Below are 21,289 nucleotides of genomic sequence, written 5' to 3'. Positions count from 1 at the left end.
AATGAAAAGTAGTCAATTAAGTCTTGTACTCCTGGCAGGGGTATTGGGATTCTATTCCTGTAAAAAAGACAACTCGAGTCTAAAAAATGAAATCGGAAATAACGAGGATTCCCTGTTAAAAGTTTTCCAAAACACGAAGATCATCGAAAATCCAATTATTGACCTGACTAAGAAAGGAAATTCGAGCAGACTCCGGGCCGGAGGAATCATTAGAGACAGCGTCTGGCAAAATGGGCTTGGCAATACCTATTTTGTTGAGTCTGATAATATAACCATTTCATCAGAAACGGAGGATTATGCCTATCCAGGTGCAATATTCAATAGCAAAAATATCATTAGGTCCTATCAGTTCGACCCACTCGGCAGGGAGCATTATGATGCTTTACCGATAAGAGCAAGTCTTTCAATTCCGGGTACAAATGTTTCTGGAACAATTGAATATCCAAGCCTGGACGAGACAAGGGAATTTGTCGGCAACATTTTGAAAAAAAATGGAAATGTGCCACAGATTAATAGTTTTTCTTATACTTCAAGTGAGTTTACAGATTACAATGAATTGAAGTACACCTTTGGGGCAAACGTCGACATAGGGAAAATAGTGAAAGCATCTGTGAATGGGGGTAAAAGTAAAATCACCAAGAGAACAGGGGTCATTGCCCGTTTTGTACAAGAAAATTTTACGCTCGATATGTCATTGCCTAAGAAAACTGAATTGATCAGCATTGCAGATGCAAATGCATTACAGGCGGAATACGCACCCACCTATGTGAGTTCGGTCACCTACGGACGGATAGGTGTTTTTACAGCGGAGACCGATGCCAACTACGAGGATTTTAATGTTGCTTTTAAAGCGGGAGTAAATATTGGCGTTGTGGGTGTGGATACGCACCTTACTGCAGCGCAGAAAGAGCTATTAGATAAAGCCAAAATTACGATCTACATGAAATTTGGTCCCGGGTCAGCATATGTACAGACAGTCCAGGGATATGCAGCATTCAAAAACGCAATTTTGGCGGGAGCGAATGTAACATCACAATCTTATGGTGGGCCAATCTCGATGCGCATGCGAAATCTTAAGAATTTTGGAATATTTAAATCAATATTTAAAATTGATGTTACAAAGTAAAACTTTCATCCATACATCAAAAGGGCTATTTAAAATAGCCCTTTTGATTTCAATCCTTTTTGTCGGTTGCAAAAAGGATAATGATTCCAAACTGACTGTACAGGAAACGAAGTCGCTTAATAAAAAAGCAAATAATGCAAATACTTCCGCTGCTGACATTTTGGTTATGGATAATAATTATGAAATTGTTTATTTAGGTGCAATTCTCAGCGGCACCGATATTCTCAGCGAATCCACATTTAATCCGCTAGGATCATATGCAAAATTACCGATTAAAGTCAGTACGTCTATCAGTGGAGCACCGTCTGCGACCATTAATCCGCCACGCTTGTCTACGTATCGCCAAACGGTTCAAGATATCTTAAGGTCAACCACATTGAGTAATCCAGATATCGCCTCATTTCTTTATTATTATCGACCATTTTATGATTATAAAGAAATTACAAGGGAATTTGGTTATAAAGTAAATACCAGAGGTCTGTTTTCCAAAACGAGTTCTAGCCTGACAAATCAGCTGACGACAATAACAAAAAAATATGGATTCGTTTCTGCTTTTGAGTTGGTCAATTTTACCGTTGACATGTCATCACCAAAATTGACTGAGTTGATTGATACTGCTGCGGCGCATAGACTAGTAGCTTCAGGAGAGAATCCTGTCTATATCAATTCCATTTCATATGGGCAGAAAGGCATTCTAGCGGTCGAAACGGATTACAATATGGAGCAGACGACCAAAATTTTCGAAAAGTTGACAAAGAAGATTTTTAAAAAAACCAAAGAAACGTTCTCTTCAACGGAAATAAATATCATTAATAACTCCACGATTCGTCTTTTTTTGGTAGGTGGATCAAGTGGTGGCTCTTCGGTTACGATTGATGGCTATAATGGATTTATCAACTATGTAAAAGATATAGGTGCATTTTCCGCTGATAATCCCGGTTATCCAATTTCATTTCGCTGTCGCAAATTAAAAGATTTCTCACTTTTTAAAGCATTGGAAAATGAATAATTATTATACAATAAATAGATTTGTGTATATATTTTTGGTTACAGCTTTCTTTGCCTCCTGTAACAAGGATCACTCCACTACTGACCCTAGAAACAATCTACAGATGCCCAATTTCTCAGAGATTTCCATTTTGGGGTCTAGTAATATATTGAATAATCATTCAGAAAATATATTTAACGAACAAGATTCCAAAAAGAAAGCTGGATCTCCTTTAATGGGGAGTAATCCCCGTCGAAAAGTTGGACGAGTTGAAGTAACAGACCGCACTCAATGGGATGACCCTGGTCAAGTAGGTTTTACAATTAAAGGCGTTGCCGACGAATTCATTATGACGCCTGACTGGTTGGGAAAATTGGATGTGTTTCATCTGGGCTCTATTATACAAGGTAATAGTATCCAAGATCTTTCCTTTATACCGCTTTCAGAAAGAAATAGAGAATATGAGGCAAAGCCGGTGTCGGTCTCCGTTTCCTTTCCTGCAAAAACAGTCACAGGAAGTTTCATGCCCGATGTCATGTCGTCGACCGAGTTTTTCAGCACATTAATGAAAAATAATAAGATGACTTCAATGCAGAATAGTGCATTTCAATATGAGATTGAAGAGTTTACATATTTTAATGAGCTTAAGACTGTTTTTGGTGCTGATGTTGATATAAAAGCCATTTTCTTTAAATCGGGAAGTAGCGGATCCACTTCTTCTGAACAGATCAGCGGTAACTCAGGACTAGTGGCCACTTTTACACAAAAGAATTTTTCCGTGGATATGAGCATACCTGAAGAGGGACTAGAGTTGTATGATAAATTAAATGTCGCCAGCGGTGTATCGCCTGTATATATCAACTCGGTCGTGTATGGAGCCAAAGGTATTTTATTGGTCGAGAGCAGTGTTGAATCAAATGTCTTAAAGTCCACCTTTGATAAAGTATTCTCCGTAATGGGAGGTTTGATCGACGGTTCAAAACAATTAACCAGCGAAGAAAAGCAGATAATTGCAAATTCGCAGATACAGATGGCCTTTATGGGTACTGGCGGAGCGGTCGTGAAGAAATTAGCTTCATTGGACGAGTTGATAGGGGTGATCAAGAAAGGTGTTCAGTTTTCGCCATCGACGCCTGGCGTCCCTATTTCTTATAAAATGAGAACACTTTTGGGGAATAAAACGGTTCAAAATAAATTTAATTTCCGGATCCCGATCAAGCCATTTTATGGAAAAAATGTTATTCAAGTTGAAAATGGTGTGAGCAATATGTATGCAATGTTTTTTGCTGACAAAAATTTGAAAGTACCAATTATAATCCCAGAGAATATCGCAATTAGATTAAGACATATTCAATATATTAGGGAAGGTAATCCTAGGGAAGGATTCGGTGTCGTAAAATATATGGATGATGAAAATATTTATAACAAAGATAAATCATCAAGATTTTTTTTAAGTCAAACATCATTCCCGCGGACCAATATTAATGATGGAGCCGGAAAGTTTCTAATTGATTCACAAAGTGGTTTTTATATAGTAATTTATGATAAAAATTGACGCTGTCATTAGAAAGCTTACGAACTTCCGAATAAGTATGACCTAATTGCAGTATTCAGTGAACTTCAAGTAGTTTCATAAAACAAAATTACTAATATTATTAGCGATTTACAGGTGTGAATTTTCGATTTAATGCTTTTCACTTTTTATGCAATAACTATTTTTCCAGAAGCCCGACTGATCCGATTTTTAAGGATGAAGTCCATCAAGAGCACATAGGATGGATCAAGATAGTTTAACAGCGCTTGCCGCAAGGGGAATAGGGTGGAGCTTTGATGAACTCGTATTCAATATGCTCCTTCAAAATTGGTAGAAAAAAGGATCGAGTGAGAATTGCGACATATAACCCCAAATGGTAAATCTTGGTATGCGAATTATAATGGCGAGGATGCGAAAATAAATTTTAGTCTTCCTGGAAATAAAACACGCTATTTTGTTTTAAGGTTCTTCGTTATCTGCCATGATTTTAAATGACGATTATAGGTGAGCATCCAAGCCGTTTCATTGGCTCTCTTTCCTTTTTCATTTAAATATTCACCTACTCGTACTGTTATCAGCGCTGTAGTATCTCTAAGTATTTCAGCATATGCTTTTTCACCAGTGCTAAGTGCTGCTATTGCCGGAATATTTTCTACACTTACTTCGGGTTCGAACAGAAATTTTGCTGTACACCCAACATTGAGACTTTTTCCTTGAAATATGATTCCGTTCATGATATTATATTTTTAAGGATGAAAAATTCATATTACAAAGAGAACCGCTATGGCATTGGTACTCTTTTATAAGTTTTAAAGTAATATAACGTTTACAAACAGTGATTTATTTTCTCTTACTTGTACTGTGGGCAGGGGAGTACAGCTCGTCCTAATATTCTTGACATTGATTATGTACTGGCCAACGTTGCCGAGTGCTATTTGTCGGGTAGTGTATTTATCGAGAGCGATAAGGTCTATTAGGATATAAATCCTATCTTAGCCCTATGCTGTACAATCCCTTTGAACAAGTCACCAAAAGTTCCTTTCGCGAGCTTGTCGAGTCGGGCTATGTCGACTTTGTACTGCAGCGCTTTGAATGGCCCGATGTTAAGGAAAAGACAGGCTTTCTACTCACGCCTTATGATGATAAGGATGCCGCCGATCAGCATGCCCATCAGCTGGGGGCAAAGGAGGGAAGAGCCCTGCAGCTGCCGCAAGACGCCGATAAAATTGATAGCCTGTTAACCACAGGATCAGGCTATCGGATTTTTCTCAATCGTATCAAGGAAGAAAACTGGGACAAGCGCATGCTTAAGCTCTACGAAAAAAATATAGTCAATTATCTGCGTACAAAGACCAGGTTTCAACGCAAAAATCCCATCGATATCCTATTCTCTCTAGAGTATGGTCGGGTAGTGGCTACCATTACCGATGGGCAGACCAAAAAGATAGTATTTGCTATCGAGATCCTTCGGTAGCTAGATCTAGTTCCAATTGAAATCCACTATTTTCTTGCCTTGGGGCAATCCTTATTTACAGCACAAATTGTGTATATTCGTATCAAAGCCAAAGAAGAAAGGATACCATTATGTGCTGGGATATTAGCCTCCATACCGATATTGAGATTATCAAAAAGACCTTTCCGCAGTTGCGGGATGAGCGTCGTCAATTGGATTACAATTATGACTATCTGGAAAACGTCCAGGCCATTACCTTTCCCAAGTATCCGATCCTGTATAAGGACAAAGACTCAAGCCAGCTGGCCTTGACCGAGATGGAGTGGGGGGTATTGCCTACCTATATTGACGATCCGAAGCTGCAGGCCGATCGCCGGCGCAATATGATCAATGTACGTAGCGAACGTATCTTGGAAGATAAAAAATCCTATTGGTATCGCTTGCGCAAGCAACGTTGCCTTATCCCAGTGAGTGGTACTTTTGAGCATCGTGCGGTGAAGGGATGGAAAAAGAAAGTACCCTATTTTATCGGTGCGGAGGGGAGAGATCTCTTCTATTTGCCAGGTTTGTACCAGTGGCATGAGACGGTGGATGAGGATGGCGTGGTGGAACGCGTAGGTTCCTTTGGAATGCTTACACGAGCAGCCAATGAAGTGATGGCCAATATCCATAATGACGGGCCCAATAAACATCGGATGCCTTTGTTCTTACCAGAGGATCTCGAGCGACAATGGATCGAGGATATTCAGGAGGATGATATGCCACCAATTTTCCTGTTTGAAATGCCCAATGATAGGCTGAAGCACTATCCGGTGTATACGTTGAGAGGATATCCAAACCGCCCGGATGGAAAGCATCGTTACGAGCAATTTGACTGGGAAGGATTGCCGCCGTTGGGAAGTGATACAGTGCAGACTTCGTTGTTTTAAATCAGTGTTCAATGGGAAGTTTAACCAAATATATATCAAACGATCGTCCAGAATTCGCGGTATTTATCGAAGATGACGATAAGGTATGTTATGCTTACCTTTGGAAAGAAGGTGAAAATATTATTGCCCATGTGTGGCTATACAATGTAGCTCCAACTCCTAGTGAGCCGGAATTGCAAATAGAGGAGAATCATCCCTTTTTAAATCCTGCGGAGTTTGTCAAAGAGAATCTAGAACTATTTGACGCATGGTCGCCTGTTGAAGTCATTTGGGATTTTGGGGAAGAAATAGTAGCTAAGATATTTTTAGGATCCAGATTGATTGCAAAACTTACTGATGGATCTCGCCCGGGTTGGTCTACCCTTGTGACTAAAGATGGGCCTTTGGCGCAGAAGATGTAACGTTTTCACGATTCGAATCGGAAGTAGGTAGAAGATATATTCAATAATATTATTTTTATAGTCTCGCCCTATACTGCTGTGGTGATAGTCCAAAATATTCTTTGAATAGATTGGAAAAGTTCGGTACACTTTCATACCCAATTTGATAAACAATCTCAGCGATATGCATATCCTTATTTTCCAATAATTGAAGCGCCTTTAGAAGTCTATGCTGTTTTATGAACTGGAATATGGTGATCTGCATTTCTTCCTTAAACTGTCTAAAAAGTGTCCGCTCCGAAAGAAAAAAATTAGCGCTAATCTCAGCTATTGACAATTTATTGTCGAGATGTTGGAGGATATACGTGCATACCTGGATCATCAATTCACTTTTTGCAGGCGTAATTTGCAACAGGATCGGGTTTGCCAATAGTATCGGGAGCATAGACTTAAAGGCCTCTAAGGTAGATGCTGTCAACGTGTCGTGGTCTTTAAGCTTCCAATGTTGCTGGCCAAAAAGCAAAAAATGATTCAATAATTCATTTGATGGATACACCTTAACGTCCTCGTGCATATTGTTCATATCGACAAAAATGGTTTTTATTGACAGTTGCTGTGAGCGAGAAATGAGTTTGTGTGGAACATGTGCTGGAATATATACAAAGAAAGTACTTGGTACACAGAAGCTGGCTTTTTCTGTATAGATAAAGAGGGTACCATTTGTTGGGCTAAGTACCTGTACTTGTTCATGAGCATGCATTTCTGTATTGAACTGTCCATAGGTACGTAATTCAATTGTGCCATCGCAGAAGTTTTTGGCACATTGAACGAAGGGGATGGTGGATTTTGGCATTATTGAATAACAATTGTTTTATTTTCAAATATATTAAATTTTATAGTTCTGGTACTTTTGATCTATAACAATAAGCGGAATATGAAACAAGTTAAGATTTTCGATACTACTCTACGTGATGGAGAACAGGGACCGGGCTGCCAATTGACACTGAATGATAAATTAGAAATTGCTAAAAAACTCGATGCAATGGGGGTAGATGTGATAGAAGCAGGGTTTCCAATAAGTTCACCTGGAGATTTCAAGGCAGTCACAGAGGTTTGTAAACTGGTAAAAAAGGCAACCGTCTGTGCATTAGCTAGGGCCAATAGGAAAGATATTGAAGAGGCCTCTTTGGCCTTGAGTAGGGCTAAGGTGGCACGAATTCAGCTGGGAATTGGAACATCGGACATTCATATTAAACATAAGTTTAATACCACTCGTGAGGTAATCTTGGCGAAAGCTTATGAAATGGTGGCTTATGCGTCTGATAAATGTGATGAAGTACAATTTTTTGCAGAAGATGCTGGCCGCGCAGACAATGATTTTTTGGTTCAAATGACCAATACGGTGGTTGAAGCGGGGGCGAAAGTTGTGAATCTTCCTGATACCAATGGTTTTTGTACACCCTTTGAGTACTTTGAAAAGATAGCCTACGTGAACCAAAATAGAAAGGAAAAAGAGAACGCAATTCTTTCTGTCCACTGTCATAATGATTTAGGTATGGCTACAGCGAATAGTATAGCTGGGTTAATGGCAGGTGCGCTTCAGGTGGAAGGAACGATTAATGGTGTGGGAGAACGTGCTGGAAATGCTGCCTTAGAAGAAATTATTTTGACACTCATTGTAAAGGAAAATCTAGGTATTGCGACCGGAATTGATCCAAAATATATTGTAGAATTAAGTAGTATGGTGGAACGGGCGATGTCAAATCCTATACAGGCCAATAAGGCCATTGTCGGCAAAAATGCTTTTGCACATTCTTCCGGCATCCACCAGGATGGCGTATTGAAAGACCGTAGAAACTATGAAATTATTGATCCCCAAATCATAGGAGGAAAGTTGCCTGAATTGTTTTTATCTGCCAGGAGCGGACGTGCAGCATTAAAAAATCGGTTAAAAAGTATGCAAATAGATTTCCCGCCTGAAAATTTTGAAAATATTTATAACCAGTTTCTTGTTTTAGCAGATCAGAAACGTTTTATTGAAGATAACGATCTACGGAATTTGGTTTAAAAAATATGAATGAACATCCAAACTTAGTTTTAGTAAACAAATTTTTCGATGCATATTAGCACAAACGCCGAACCGGTTGAAAGATACGAGTTTACATTAGCTCATAGCACGTTCTTAGCAGCTGATAAGGAAGGCTATTATAATGCTTATAAATTGGACGTTGATAAATAGTATCAGGATAAAAATATGTGAATTAATTTTCATCAAAACCCTTGTAATTAAATTTTTCTAATATTAGATTAGTAGTGTAAAACCATATTAATCTAAATTATGAAAAGAGTTCTATTATTATGCACTATTTGTGCTTTATCTATGCCTGTTTTTAGTCAGGTTGATACCCTTCATGTAACTTCAAATGTTGCAATTTTAAAAGTTAAAAACCAAAATTCTTTGGCCTTTTATGCTGATGAGGAGGGGGCTGATGAGGAGGACCAGTCTTCATTCCAGGCTTTAAATGCACTCCTTTCTTTCAATTTTTCAGGGAATAATAAGGGGTTGTCCAATTTGACCCCAATTGTAAATTATGGTTGGATTGAAAAATGGAAGTTAAGAGAAAAATCAAAAATTGCATTGGAAATTCAGCCATACGCTGGAGGACAAATTAATATGCGGGACTCCTCATCATATATTCCAGGATTAATGCTTCCAGGAGTTGCAGGGATTAAAGTGGATTTATCCTATAGATATGAGAATCAGGACGGTTTTTCTTTCATGCTTGCACCGATCAATTTTGGATACAAACTGATTTCCAATTTTGCTGATACTACTGTAACCGTTGCTCAGCATAATCTTCGCACCATCGGTGCAATTCAATTCAAAGATAAATTCACCCTAAGTGTCCAGTATACTTATGGATGGCATAACTCTATTTCGGAATCCAGTAGTGCTTTTCGATCCATATTTGGTAAGGATGCGACAGATATACAATATTTGAATTTAAATCTACAAACCAAGCTAACAAATACTACATCAAAAATGCCCACTTATTTATATATAGAATGGCGCGGTCTCTTAAATTCAGATAAGTATAATTCATTTCAGAATACTAGAATCATATCTATAGGGTTGCGAACTGAAATGGGATTTAAATTTAGCGGTAGTGCTAAGAAGCTTATTAATTCCTTTGTACTATAACATATTATGAGATTATCCTTTATTATTTTAATCTATTTTTATGATCGCAAATAAATTATACACCACAGTTTTTTGTTTGCTTATCTCCTTTTGCTGTTATTGCCAGGAGGAAAGGGTAAATAAGCAGCAAAGCAATCAGAAGTCGTTTCGATTGTACTTAGATGAAGATTTCAATCCGCTCCAGTTATTTCCCCCTGCCACAGATCAAAATTATACATTAGGTTTAGGATTTGGCTTCTCAAATTCAAATTATATCAATTCTCCTTTGTTTTATCCAATTTCAAAACTGGATCAATGGATACTAGGGAAAACCAATGTAGCGCATAATGATGTGGTGCCTATTGACCCTTCATGGATGGTCAATGGTGTCGCGTTTACGCCTGATGACCTTAGAGCCAAAGACCCGGTTTACAATGATCGGCCCTATGCCTTTCTATTAGGGTTATCAACCAGGAGGGGATATGTAAACCCTAAAAATGGAGTTGCTTTTCAAACGGAGCTAAATATTGGTGCCTTGGGCCTTCCCATTGGAAAATGGGTCCAAACCGGGATACACAAATTGATGAATGATAATAATACGCATTCCCCTTATAATCCCGAGGGCTGGCATAATCAAATTGCCAACGGTTTTTCTCCCGTATTCCTTTACGCTGCAGATTTTGAAAAATTGATTTTTGGTAATCCAGGAATTGAACACGCGGAACGTTCTTATTTTAATTTTAAAGTTGGCGCTGGTAGCTCAATCGGATATTATACCCAAGTCCATGGTATGGCAACGATGAGGATGGGACTCTTGGATTCAAGGAAATGGGTTCAGAATTTCAACCCTCTAGGAAACATGAATCAACTAGTTGAAAATGCGCAAAAGGACCTGTGGGAATTATATTTCTTTGCAGCAGCAAGACCAACATTCATAGCCTATAATACCATGTTGCACGGTACACCACTTAGGTCATCAGTTCACAAGCTCTCCTGGAAACAAACCAATCCCTGGATTCTTGAATGGAATACGGGAATACAATGCCACATACCATTTAGCAGTTACCGCTCATTGGATATTACATGGGCGATTAATTCAGGACGCACCTCCGAATTAAAAACTGATTTGAAAAGAACACATTATTGGGGCGGCGTGTATTTAGTTTATAACTTTTTTTAAATTATGTTTTTATGAAAAAAATCATTCTATTCCTCGGATTTCTATTGTCATCCCAGTTATGCTTGAGTCAAAAAATAACAATTAAGGTCCATTCTGTAACCGGATATGGAAAGCATACCGAATTTGCCCAAAAAGCTTTTAAGGCATTTGAGCTGGTACTGAATTCCGATGAATTTAAAGAGGGTATTGAGGCCATGAAAGCTGAAAAGACACAGGGCTATACGACGGGGCAGCTTTATGGGATAATAATGAAAGCTCATGAAAAAAACATTCCAAAAGATAGTATAGCAACTGATGGAATAGTGGACCTTTGGGTCAGGACCTTGGAGTTAGATGGAAGAGATTCCAGATGGAAAGATAATTGTGAAAAACCATCCATATTTGGGAATCAGACAATCGGCATTGATGGCGCTGGAGATGGAGTTATGGCTATTTGTCCAACAGCATTAGAACATTGGGCATCCACCAATGATTTAGCCGCCTTGGCGGGTCATTATGCACACGAATACATGCACGTATTAGGATTTGACCATTATCGGTTTCTCAGCACGCAAGCGTGGCGGGAAAGAACTTTTGTTTATAAAGTAGGGTACTTGGTCAAGTACTTGGTGGGAACGATGAATTCTACTAACCTATGAATAAAAAGCCGCACTAGTAGTTCGAATATACAAGTTCAATCATTTTCTATCACTTGCCATAGGACAAGAACTGACTGCTCCACTAATAAAAATGGGACAGCTTCCGATAACAATTCTACATATATGAAATGCTAAAATTTTGACTCAACCCATATGTGTTGTTTTTGGTATAGTTAGATTATTCATTCAACGCTAATTATCATTTATATTGATTCTCGTTGCGGCATGCACATGATTACCTAAATTTGCCTCTTCATCATCCTGTTGACGAATAAAATCAAGTAGTCGCTTCAATTCTCCATTGGCATCATCCCACCATTTAATGGACCATATCCTATGGAATATAAAACCATGTCTTTCAAGTTGCTCCTGGCGGAAGCTGTCCCAAGCGTAAGCTTCAGGACTGTTATGGTATTTCGCACCATCACACTCTATTGCGATGAGTGGTTTGTGGCTTGTTTTTGATTTTACAACGATATCAATCCTGAAACCGCCTACGGAATGCTGCTGTTCTAAACGGTCTGCACCGATATGCTGTGCAAGTTGTTCAAATACTTCATCTTCAAATGGAGACTCAGACCCCAAGCTAAATTCCGCATGTTCATACAGTTTATCTGTACAATACTGACTCAACAGCTGTAGAATGCCCTTTCGCAATTCGTCATTCCCCTCACTTACCGCTTTCGCATAGGTAAAGTAAGCGTACAGAATTCCACGGCCTTTATTGCCCTTCTGTTGGATAAGATTTGGGTACTGACCAACATACTCCTGCGGGAAAGAGGTACATACATATACCTTTGACCTTGCTCGAGTAATGATTACATTCAACATACGATGTCCTTTGCCCTGTATAATCGGACCAAAGTTTTGACTAAACGAACCGTCAGCCTTCCGTCCAAATGTCGTTGAGAGAATAATAATATCTCGTTCGTCGCCCTGAATGTTCTCGAGGTTTTTAACAAAGAATGAATCTCCCGCCTGCGCCATTAAACTATCGAATACAGAATCGTTCTGACGAACTGCACTCAGCTCCTCCAGGATCAAGTTACGTTGGTAGATATTGAATGTAGCAACACCCACGCTTGGGATACTATCTTTTGCATCCTTCATGATCTGTTGTAACAATTCGACCACTTTCAATGCCTCTTGCTTATTTACTTGACCTTCATACAATCCGTCAATTTGTAGGTATTCGATAGGCGTGTAATGCTCTTTCGCCGGGACAGGCATCAACCTATTTCCGTAGAATGCATGATTGGAGAAGTCGATAAGATACGGATGTTTTGAGCGATAATGGACTTTTAGGTAAGACTCTACAAAACCCTTGTCTACAGCATAAGCTAGTAACGATTCGCTATCCGCAAGATTAAGCTGAGCCGCTTGTAGCGCAGTCCGATCTGAAAATTCATCTTCGGAGTCTTCTATCTCATTATCAATCGGATCAAGTAGCGCTCCACTTCCTTCAAAGTAAGAGGAGGGAGCCATCTGGTGCTTATCACCCGAAACAATTTTAGCCTTTCCTCGGATCAGGGCCGCGTACGTATCTTCGAGACGCAACTGGCTGGCCTCATCAAATATGACCACATCAAAAATTCCTTCCTCCAGTGGTAGGATAGAACTGCAGACAGATGGATTGACCAACAATACCGGGAAAAAATCTGTAAATAGTTCAAATTCTCTGTTCACAATAGTGCGGAGTGAATTGCGACGCATTCCCTTCGATCCCTTTTTGTTAAACAAACTATTGATGTTTTGTCCTCTGGCTTTAAAATGTCCGACGGCGTCAGCTTGCCTTTCCGTCCATAAGGCAATAATACTATTCAGCTGTGCATGGTTAAACTCTTGTTTTTGCTGCTGATATTGTTGTAATTGGTAATCACTTTTTGGCAATTCCTGTGGCTCACTTGTCGTGAGTACCCAATACAGATACCAGCATTCAAATGCTTCAGCCCAATGATCTTTAAGATGTATGCTGGTTCTGGTAATAAGCCTTTGTTGCGCTTCGTCCACTGAAAGAAAAAATGATTTCCACTCATGATAGATACGGAAATCACTCATATGTTCACCGAACGTTGTGACGGTATGCTTAATCTTATCACAGAGTTCCTGTGCCGCCTGAAGACTTGTATACGGCAAAAATATCCCATTTGTTATATTTCCTGTTAACTGGTTACTTTCAATATCGTCAAACGAGTTTTGTAGACTCCGATAGGCATCAGCGCGTGCCGCGTAATAGTCACGAAAATTATTAAAATGCCTTAATTGAAAAGTTACTCTTTCAGTTAGATAAGGTACTGCCTCAATCAGCCCATTGATATCAGTAACAGGAGTCGTTGGAACGATAATATAATCAGCGATTAGCATTTGCTCGATGCTATCCAGTTTTTGAAGTAGGGGAGCTATTTGCGCTTTTAGTTCACTCAGTTCAGCATGAAAATGATGATCATTAATATTAGACAAATAGTCACTGATCGTATGCGGGTATTGCTCTTTCCAAGTAGCTGTCTTTTGTCGGAGTTCCTCGATATTGTTTAGATAAATAGATAAATCAGTCGTTTCCAAATGATCGTTATATTGATGTTCAATATAATTTTTCTGAACATGGGCTGCTCTTACCTGCGCGATGCGATTCTTTAACTCGATCCTCGTTTGTTTTATCTGCTTATGCTTTCCCGAGAATATGCTCAACAAAATTGTTTTGAATTTTGCACCACTACTATTATCCAATACATTATTGCCATATTGCGCAATGCTTGACTCAGCGTAGGCGAGATAAGTTGATATTTCATTGCTTAGCGATGAATAATAGCTGCTATAATGTTGTTGCAAAGCATCTTCATATTGTTTGAAAAATTGTTGCGCTTTTATCCCTACAGATTGTAATTCTAATACAATTTCGTTTATTCGTTGTTCCTGAGTAAAAGTGGATGGTAATACCTCTTCCTTCACTGAATCTCCAAGACAAAATGCCATATAGGACTTGAAATCCTGCTGCATTATTGCGGGGATGCCACTCAAAAAATCATCAGCCCACCGCTTCCCACTCACTTGAAGTTCAGCAATAAGCTGTTCAATAGGCGGTAGCTGTTTATGCGCGTATGCAATAAAATCCTCAATTCTTACACGTGATGGCCCAACCTGTTGATCTATAAATAGATCGTCTGCCAATGGTCTAAATATAGAATGGACTTGCTGCGATTGCTTAAATAAATTATGGCTACGCTTTAAAACAACAAGTGTCCTTTCCAGCTCTGCATGATCCTGAGCAAAATTAAAATCCTCTTTCGGTATAATATTCTTGAGCTGTACTTGATTAAAGTGTTTTAATAAAGCCAAATATCGTCCGACGATCTGCGACCAACTCTTATCGCCGTAGACCGTTTGAGCTAAGGCAGCATGCTGTGCATTGATAAGTTCAGCTGATTCCTTGAGTTTTGATTTTATCGCATCATATTGGTTTTGAGCTTGCCTTCCTGAGATGTGAAACGGAACCCCGATCTGACGATCTCTGACGGAATCAACGATTGCTTCACGCGCATCGTTTACATCATCAATTACACCGACTAGAGCGCCGATCTGAGGATTCGTACGTTCGATATTTGCTTTAATGACATCAAGCGCTGTTTTCTTTTCGCAGACAACAAGACATTTCAGTCCATTGGCAAGTGCATTTGTGATCAATGCAGTTAATGATTGACTTTTTCCGGTCCCCGGAGGGCCTTGTATTATTTGATTCGGTTCATTTCCAAGAGCACTTATTATGGCCTGTTGGCTTGGGTCTGTATCTACGGCGCTGAAAGGTGTTGTCGATAGATTTTCCACTTTAAGCTCATCAAATTCAAAGGCATCGAACCGATCCAATAAGCGGGAAATGTCGGTGATAATACTCTCTTTTTGCGCTCTGAACAAACCAAAAACACCGCCGAAATGAATGTAGGCTTTGTTATTGGCGATAGCATCTATCTGGGATGCTTCGGGTAATACATTGATCGCTGTTTCAAAGTTTTTGCTTAGCACCTCGAGTATCTGCTCTTTACTATTCGAATTGAGTGCCTCCAGTGCTTCAGCACAAGCGTTCACTAATTCGTTGCTATCAATCAGTGCGTCATCTAAGGCTTCATTGGTCAGACTGGGCAGTGTGATGTCATCTTCACTTTTGATAAAAGAAAGGAGGACTTCGTTTATACTAATCGGGTGAATATCTGAATCCACTATTTTTCCATTTGCTTGAACCACTTTATTTCGCAAAAACGACCATTCATTGACTTTGTTTTTAGATTTAACGGCCTCTAGTTGCCAAATAAATAATGGGGCTTTTATGATTTTCGAAGGGTCTTTTGAAGATCTTTTTATAAGTATAGGATAGCCGAATCCGAGGGTCTTCATCCCATGTTCTTTAAAATAATCCTCATTTTCGATGATAATGGAGTTCAGTCGTTTAGAAATGACTGTCAGTTTCTTTTGAGTCTCCGCATCTTTTTCATTGAGGTCTATCTTATCAAATGAAATCTTAAATTCAAAGTTTGCTTTGGTCAACAAGGTATCCAAAAATGATTTGGCGAGACCATCCTCAATGAGGTCGAGCTGCTGCAGGTCTAACCGTGTGGCCAACCTTCCTGGCAATGCATTTAAATGAATAGAACGGGCGTTACCGCCTTTTAATTTACTTTGTAAAGATTGCAGGAAAATCTTGGATGACATAATTGTAATATTTGTATTTAACCTAAGATACAAATATTCGGTACAATTAGCAATGCAATCAATTGCTGGTCTCCTAGAATACCAATTATAAGAGTCATGCTCTCCGCTTTACCATCTTGCACTACTCGGAATCTGTAATGGGTATTTGGCCGATACAGTTAGTCATGGGAAGGGAGGCTTTTTAATGGTAAAAGCATAGTCCTATCGTCAAAGTAATTGTTTGAATAGCTGAAAATTTTCATCATCAAAACAAACTATTGTAATTAGTTTGATTGTAGTATTTGATTCAAGAAACTGATTTATCGCGTTAATCGATATTTGGGCAGCCAATTCCTTCGGGAATCTGTATATACCTGTGCTGATATTCGGAAAAGCAATTGTTGTACAGTTATTATCCGCAGCCAGTCGAAGAGAGTTGAAGTAACAATTTGCCAGGAGGTTCTTTTCATTCTTTTGGCCGCCGTTCCAAACAGGACCGACGGTGTGGATGACATATTTAGCCTGTAGATTGCCAGCTGTGGTGATAACTGCTTCACCCGTTTTGCAGCCCCCTTGTCTAGCTACTATCATTCGGCATTCTTCCAGAATAGCTGAACCACCCGCTCGGTGAATGGCACCATCTACACCGCCACCACCAAGTAAGGAGCTGTTTGCAGCGTTTACGATTGCATCGACTTCGACCTTAGTGATATCTCCTTTAACAACGTTTACTATTTTGTTCATTTGGTATGGATAATGTTCGGAAATTTGCTTTGGCGTATCCGATGACAATAATATTTTAAATTTAATAAAAGTTACCCATTAAAGCTTCCTTTATCAGCTTAACACAATATTGGTTTCTTCTTTTGTAAAAATTAGCTAGATTAATGTGATTAAATAATATTCATAACGCTAGTACAGATCGTCAATTTTATTGTTGTCTGTTTCGATATCAATATGTAAATTTATTACGCCATAGGCCATATAACATTTTAATTTACATGAAGATCCTATTTATTTTTTTAGTCTCACTGCTATTCGTTTATCCATCGTTTTCACAAAGCGATAAATTGTTAGGTCAATGGGTTTTAGACTTTGCGCTGACTGAACAAAATTCGCTTGTTCCTCTAGATAATCCCTATTTTTCCAATGAGGTTATCTATGAAATAAGTCGGAATAAGATGAAGATATCAGCTTTTACATTTGACGCGAAATACATTGGCGATAACGAGATCGACCTGGGTCATATGAAGCTAAGTTATACATTCAGCGATGGCTATTTGACAGTTATTGAGAAGGGTACTGAAATCAAACTCTATTTTTTAAAGAGAGACGATTTTGTTAAAAAATATCCTGAATTTGAAGAAGAACGCATACTTAGTGAGGGTAGAGAATTATATATTGCAAATACGCTTTCCAAATTAGTATTCGATAATGGGACCATAGATCCCAATTCTTTTATCACGAATGGGGCACCACTATTGAAAAAGAAAACATCCAAAAATTACTTTATGAAGGCCGCGTTTATCCTTGACCGGCGTAATCAGATTTCAAATATTGTTGTTTCAAACATTGAAGAAGATGACATCAGGCAGCAAGTCATAAAATCAATAGAACGTTGCAGTAAATTTTATAAAAATTATACGGGGAAAGATTTATTGATCACACTACCTTTTAATTTTTTTAAAATGTATCAGTTTTTTGATCCTGAAACCAAAAGAGTTTATCGAGCCTATCAACAGGGAGAAGAATGGTTTGGGAATTCGGAATTTGAAAAAGCAATCTTTGAATACGAAAAGGGTATAGACACAAAAATTGATATGGAGCGATACGGCAATGTATTTTACCACGATTATATTATCCACCTTGGAATTGCGTATTTATTGACGGATCAAAAGGAAAAAGCTGCCTCTACATTTCGAAAGTTGGGCGATGAAACGAATTTTAAGATTCGGAACTATTTACGTTTTTATTGTCGATCTTAAAAGATGGAAATCTCGTAAAAAAATAAATCTCACCCTTCCGATGGTTGTGCCGCAATTGCTGTTTTATCGGTTATCATTGGCTTGTTAGCAATTCAATCGAAATGTCTGCTCGTCATATTTGTTCTGCTTCATATTTTACAATAGATTTTGATAAGCTTAAGATACATTTTTATTATCGTATTGAAATTATAAAACCATTGCATTAATGGATGACTTTCCTATCTTAGTCCTATGCTGTACAATCCCTTTGAACAAGTCACCAAAAGTTCCTTTCGCGAGCTTGTCGAGTCGGGCTATGCCGATTTTGTGCTGCAGCGCTTGGAGTGGCCCGACGTTACGGAAAAGACAGGCTTTCTCCTTACGCCGTATGACGATAAGGTTTGTTACGCATACTTATTGAATGAGGAAAGAATAGTAGGAGATATATGGTTATACAATAGCGTTCCTACGCCGAGCGAACCCGAATGGCATAAAAGGGAAAATCTACCATTTTTAAATCCTGCAGCGTTTGTCAAAGAGAATCTTGAACCATTTGATGCGAGTTCACTTGTCTAGGTAATCTGGGATTTTGGAGAAGAAACAGTGGCTAAGATATTTTTAGCGTCCAGATTGATCGCAAAGCTAACCGTAGGATCGTGTCCCGGTTGGTCTAACCTGGTCACTAAAGATGGGCCTTTGGCGCAGAAGATGTAGAACTTTTACAATATAATTGTCAGTAAAGATTCCTATGTGTTTTTATTTCTTCGATCCTTTTATAATAAAGTTTTCTTTGTTTTTGTTTACGAAATGGGTCAACAGACAAATAAATAAACGACAATATAATAATAACAGAAAAAAAAGCAGCTACATACATTAACCAAGTAAAAAACTTTTTCATTTTTTTCGGGGCAGTCCCAATAAGTATGTGAATAAAAACTATGGATTCCAGTTATGTTCCTTATAACTGGAATCTTTTTTTCAAATAAAGTTAAGAATTGTGATAAGATCCATAGTTATTGAGATTTTATTATCGTTAACTCGCCATCATCAAATCCCAACGTTATTGCTATCGCCTGGGCAAAAATTGAAGTTTTGAAATCTTCGGATTTTACATACGATTGGACTAACGATTCAGCACATTTTAAAATATCCTGCCAGTCTTTATCTTTTAACAACTCATTACCGAATGAAAAATATTTCTGTTTAGGTTCAAAGTCCATATTTGCAGCCCAATCGTCATCATCTTTATCGAATATTTTGGAGCCGGTGAGATACATGGTGAAACCCTCTTTAGATTCGAAAAGCCCGAAATTGAACGCAATTATTGATTTATCAATTCTTTCAATTTTGTTGATGTTATCCACCCATTCGTGGAATCTTTGATCGACTGGTTTAACTTTATGCAGATAGCTCATCATGATGCAGTAGGAGTAATGTCGTCAAAAGTAATAATTAATACCTATCTATTCTGGTTTTATTTTCACGCCACAGCTCCTGTTTTACAGCAGTAGAGCTAATTCAATAATTACAAAAAATGGCTCCCATTTTCCATATTTGAAATCGACGAAATTGAACTTAACTAATGTCGACTCAAAGAGTAATTTGGCTGAATTGACTTATCAGCTAGATCGTGGTATTACGTTGCAACAAAAAGCATCAGATAATCCAAATTATCCAATTCATACCTCGCTAGATTTTTTGGGACGAGATCGGTTACGCTTGTTTAATAATGGAACTATTAAGGTGTAAAATTTAAATGAGGCAGGTTATGTAATTATGAGCGGGGAGCTTATACCAGAAGGTAACGTTACAGCTGATCCCTCAACAATATACATCCGGTCTGCTAAATCAGGAGGGAGCTTGATTCCAGGTTCAATTTGGTTTAAACAATCCACAATTGGTAATACAGGCTGGGTGCGAATTGACAATGGTAATGCAACAACGACCGCAAAAGGAGTCGTTAATCAGGCTGCTACATCTATGGATTCGGCACCTAGTCCAAGCACGGTTTATACCCAGGCTGAGGCACAGGGTGTACTAGCTGAACTTAGAGATTTAAAAGCTAAGTTGCGAAGCGCAGGAATTTTAGCGAGCTAACCGTTTAACTTGGAACGAATAACAGTTTATATAAATAAACATTTTTCTTGTAGAAACCAAATGGAAAATTGTTTGTGACCTTTCTTCTTCACGTAAGAAGGAAGGTTACTTTTTTTATTGAAAAAGTAAATATTGGTTTCAGACAATTTTTTTACCGCTGTTTGCTGGCATTAAAATTAGATTATTCAGCGATCATCACCTTTTCCTCCTTGATATTATTTAGAAAATCCGTGTATTTTATGGGTAGCTTTTTTCTGTGGTAATAAAAATAGAAGTCAAATGAGCCCCCGATGATTCCCTTTTCCGGAGCATATACAAATCGATCAATTCCTCGCTCAAAATCATAATTATACTCATGTTGTGTCCAATCTACATAGGTCCAAAACTGATATCCCGTTGCATGCTGTGCTAAGGTGATTTTTTTTGATAGATATTCTCTTCTGTCCCGGGACCAATCTAAAAAGGAAAGCGGGTCTTCACCTATCCGATATAAAGGGAATTGTAAACTAGGATAAGCGCCTTTAAATATTTTTTCGAATTGAAGCACACTATAGGCCGAATCTTGCGTATTGATAGTCCCATAGACATTCGTAAAAGCTTGCGGACGATTGCGGACTGCATAAAACTGTAACAAACAATATTTTGGTGCATAATAAGTATCTCCTTTTTTTATAATTAGCTTATACGCATTAAAATACTTTGTTGTTTGCTTCACAGTAGTGTTGAAGTACGATAACGTATTTTTTTTATGAAGCTCTTCCAGATCTTTAAAGTTAATCATTGAAGAACGTACAGTATCAGGGTTGATTTCATACCAATCTTCTGAACCATCTAAATCAGGTAGAATGGAAAATAGCATGATATTATAATCATGTTGTCCATTATATATACCCTTATTACCAATAAACGTTTGTACCTTACTCATTACATTAAAAATATGCACTTCACGCTTAATCTTATATAGCGGATAGGTGTTTAACCTAAAGGACGAGGCTGTAAACTCTTTGCTATCTTCTTCAAAAAGGAAATATTTGGTGTGACTAAATCCTTTATTGAAGGACAATAGGGAGATAAGGACCAACCAAATTATAAGGCACTTAGTTTTAAGCATAGCAATGTTCATTTTGTTTGTTAATTAG

At 38.3% G+C, this 21,289-nt stretch carries 19 protein-coding genes; 13 read left to right on the top strand and 6 right to left on the bottom strand.

What is annotated here, in order from left to right; genetic code table 11:
- The first annotated feature begins 1 nt into the window (after window position 1).
- Genes B3P16_RS20530 through B3P16_RS20520 form a run of 3 tightly spaced genes read left to right on the top strand, consistent with a single transcriptional unit; the run spans window position 2 to window position 3,669 of the window.
- Window positions 2-1,126, top strand: coding sequence for a thiol-activated cytolysin family protein (locus B3P16_RS20530; RefSeq protein ID WP_286844160.1), 1,125 nt, complete (start codon window positions 2-4; stop codon window positions 1,124-1,126).
- Window positions 1,113-2,135, top strand: coding sequence for a thiol-activated cytolysin family protein (locus B3P16_RS20525; protein ID WP_286754558.1), 1,023 nt, complete (start codon window positions 1,113-1,115; stop codon window positions 2,133-2,135). Before B3P16_RS20530 ends, B3P16_RS20525 begins: the two co-directional genes overlap by 14 nt.
- The gene (locus tag B3P16_RS20520) at window positions 2,128-3,669 is read left to right on the top strand and encodes a thiol-activated cytolysin family protein (RefSeq protein ID WP_286844158.1); all 1,542 of its coding nucleotides are present in this window, start codon (window positions 2,128-2,130) and stop codon (window positions 3,667-3,669) included. Before B3P16_RS20525 ends, B3P16_RS20520 begins: the two co-directional genes overlap by 8 nt.
- Before the next feature lie 428 nt (window positions 3,670-4,097).
- On the opposite strand, the gene B3P16_RS20515 is transcribed toward B3P16_RS20520, so the two are convergent.
- Complete coding sequence (locus B3P16_RS20515; RefSeq protein WP_286844157.1) at window positions 4,098-4,382, bottom strand: hypothetical protein; 285 nt, start codon at window positions 4,380-4,382, stop codon at window positions 4,098-4,100.
- A 266-nt stretch (window positions 4,383-4,648) separates the two neighbouring features.
- Here B3P16_RS20515 and B3P16_RS20510 point away from each other — a divergent pair, with 266 nt between their 5' ends.
- The 3 genes from B3P16_RS20510 to B3P16_RS20500 all read left to right on the top strand — a co-directional run bounded on the left by B3P16_RS20510 (window position 4,649) and on the right by B3P16_RS20500 (window position 6,431).
- On the top strand, window positions 4,649-5,122 hold the full coding sequence (locus tag B3P16_RS20510; protein WP_286844155.1) for a hypothetical protein: 474 nt from the start codon (window positions 4,649-4,651) through the stop codon (window positions 5,120-5,122).
- A gap of 110 nt (window positions 5,123-5,232) precedes the next feature.
- Window positions 5,233-6,030 (top strand): SOS response-associated peptidase, encoded by a 798-nt coding sequence (locus B3P16_RS20505; RefSeq protein ID WP_286844153.1) that lies wholly within the window; start codon window positions 5,233-5,235, stop codon window positions 6,028-6,030.
- 11 nt (window positions 6,031-6,041) lie between these two features.
- Window positions 6,042-6,431: a hypothetical protein gene (locus tag B3P16_RS20500; protein WP_286844151.1), complete on the top strand. Its 390-nt coding sequence runs from the start codon at window positions 6,042-6,044 to the stop codon at window positions 6,429-6,431.
- A 55-nt stretch (window positions 6,432-6,486) separates the two neighbouring features.
- Here B3P16_RS20500 and B3P16_RS20495 read toward each other — a convergent pair whose 3' ends face one another.
- Window positions 6,487-7,263: an AraC family transcriptional regulator gene (locus B3P16_RS20495; RefSeq protein WP_286844150.1), complete on the bottom strand. Its 777-nt coding sequence runs from the start codon at window positions 7,261-7,263 to the stop codon at window positions 6,487-6,489.
- Window positions 7,264-7,344: 81 nt separating this feature from the next.
- On the opposite strand from B3P16_RS20495, the gene B3P16_RS20490 reads away from it, so the two are divergent.
- The 4 genes from B3P16_RS20490 (at window position 7,345) to B3P16_RS20475 (ending at window position 11,409) form a co-directional block, all read left to right on the top strand.
- Entirely contained in the window at window positions 7,345-8,478 is a 1,134-nt protein-coding gene (locus tag B3P16_RS20490; RefSeq protein ID WP_286844148.1) for a 2-isopropylmalate synthase, read from the top strand.
- Window positions 8,479-8,748: 270 nt separating this feature from the next.
- Entirely contained in the window at window positions 8,749-9,612 is an 864-nt protein-coding gene (locus B3P16_RS20485; RefSeq protein ID WP_286844146.1) for a hypothetical protein, read from the top strand.
- Window positions 9,613-9,652: 40 nt separating this feature from the next.
- On the top strand, window positions 9,653-10,771 hold the full coding sequence (locus B3P16_RS20480) for a lipid A-modifier LpxR family protein (protein WP_286844145.1): 1,119 nt from the start codon (window positions 9,653-9,655) through the stop codon (window positions 10,769-10,771).
- A gap of 11 nt (window positions 10,772-10,782) precedes the next feature.
- On the top strand, window positions 10,783-11,409 hold the full coding sequence (locus B3P16_RS20475; RefSeq protein WP_286844144.1) for a hypothetical protein: 627 nt from the start codon (window positions 10,783-10,785) through the stop codon (window positions 11,407-11,409).
- Between the two features lie 192 nt (window positions 11,410-11,601).
- On the opposite strand, the gene B3P16_RS20470 is transcribed toward B3P16_RS20475, so the two are convergent.
- Both B3P16_RS20470 and B3P16_RS20465 read right to left on the bottom strand, forming a co-directional pair.
- On the bottom strand, window positions 11,602-16,110 hold the full coding sequence (locus B3P16_RS20470) for an AAA domain-containing protein (protein ID WP_286844143.1): 4,509 nt from the start codon (window positions 16,108-16,110) through the stop codon (window positions 11,602-11,604).
- A gap of 207 nt (window positions 16,111-16,317) precedes the next feature.
- Complete coding sequence (locus B3P16_RS20465; protein WP_286767903.1) at window positions 16,318-16,833, bottom strand: O-acetyl-ADP-ribose deacetylase; 516 nt, start codon at window positions 16,831-16,833, stop codon at window positions 16,318-16,320.
- Between the two features lie 257 nt (window positions 16,834-17,090).
- Here B3P16_RS20465 and B3P16_RS20460 point away from each other — a divergent pair, with 257 nt between their 5' ends.
- Together B3P16_RS20460 and B3P16_RS20455 are read left to right on the top strand one after the other, a co-directional pair.
- Complete coding sequence (locus B3P16_RS20460; RefSeq protein WP_286754571.1) at window positions 17,091-18,074, top strand: hypothetical protein; 984 nt, start codon at window positions 17,091-17,093, stop codon at window positions 18,072-18,074.
- A 231-nt stretch (window positions 18,075-18,305) separates the two neighbouring features.
- On the top strand, window positions 18,306-18,629 hold the full coding sequence (locus B3P16_RS20455) for a hypothetical protein (RefSeq protein WP_286754572.1): 324 nt from the start codon (window positions 18,306-18,308) through the stop codon (window positions 18,627-18,629).
- Between the two features lie 437 nt (window positions 18,630-19,066).
- Here the strand turns inward: B3P16_RS20455 and B3P16_RS20450 are convergent, their stop codons facing one another.
- Entirely contained in the window at window positions 19,067-19,471 is a 405-nt protein-coding gene (locus tag B3P16_RS20450) for a hypothetical protein (RefSeq protein ID WP_286754573.1), read from the bottom strand.
- Between the two features lie 358 nt (window positions 19,472-19,829).
- On the opposite strand from B3P16_RS20450, the gene B3P16_RS20445 reads away from it, so the two are divergent.
- Complete coding sequence (locus tag B3P16_RS20445) at window positions 19,830-20,150, top strand: hypothetical protein (protein WP_286844141.1); 321 nt, start codon at window positions 19,830-19,832, stop codon at window positions 20,148-20,150.
- A 181-nt stretch (window positions 20,151-20,331) separates the two neighbouring features.
- On the opposite strand, the gene B3P16_RS20440 is transcribed toward B3P16_RS20445, so the two are convergent.
- Entirely contained in the window at window positions 20,332-21,261 is a 930-nt protein-coding gene (locus B3P16_RS20440; protein WP_286754575.1) for a hypothetical protein, read from the bottom strand.
- Window positions 21,262-21,289: the final 28 nt, after the last annotated feature.

The sequence above is a fragment of the Sphingobacterium sp. UBA7631 genome (assembly GCF_002483935.1).
Taxonomy (GTDB): domain Bacteria; phylum Bacteroidota; class Bacteroidia; order Sphingobacteriales; family Sphingobacteriaceae; genus Sphingobacterium; species Sphingobacterium multivorum.
Note: the sequence above shows the minus strand (reverse complement) of the source record. Positions and strands in the feature narration are given on the sequence as shown.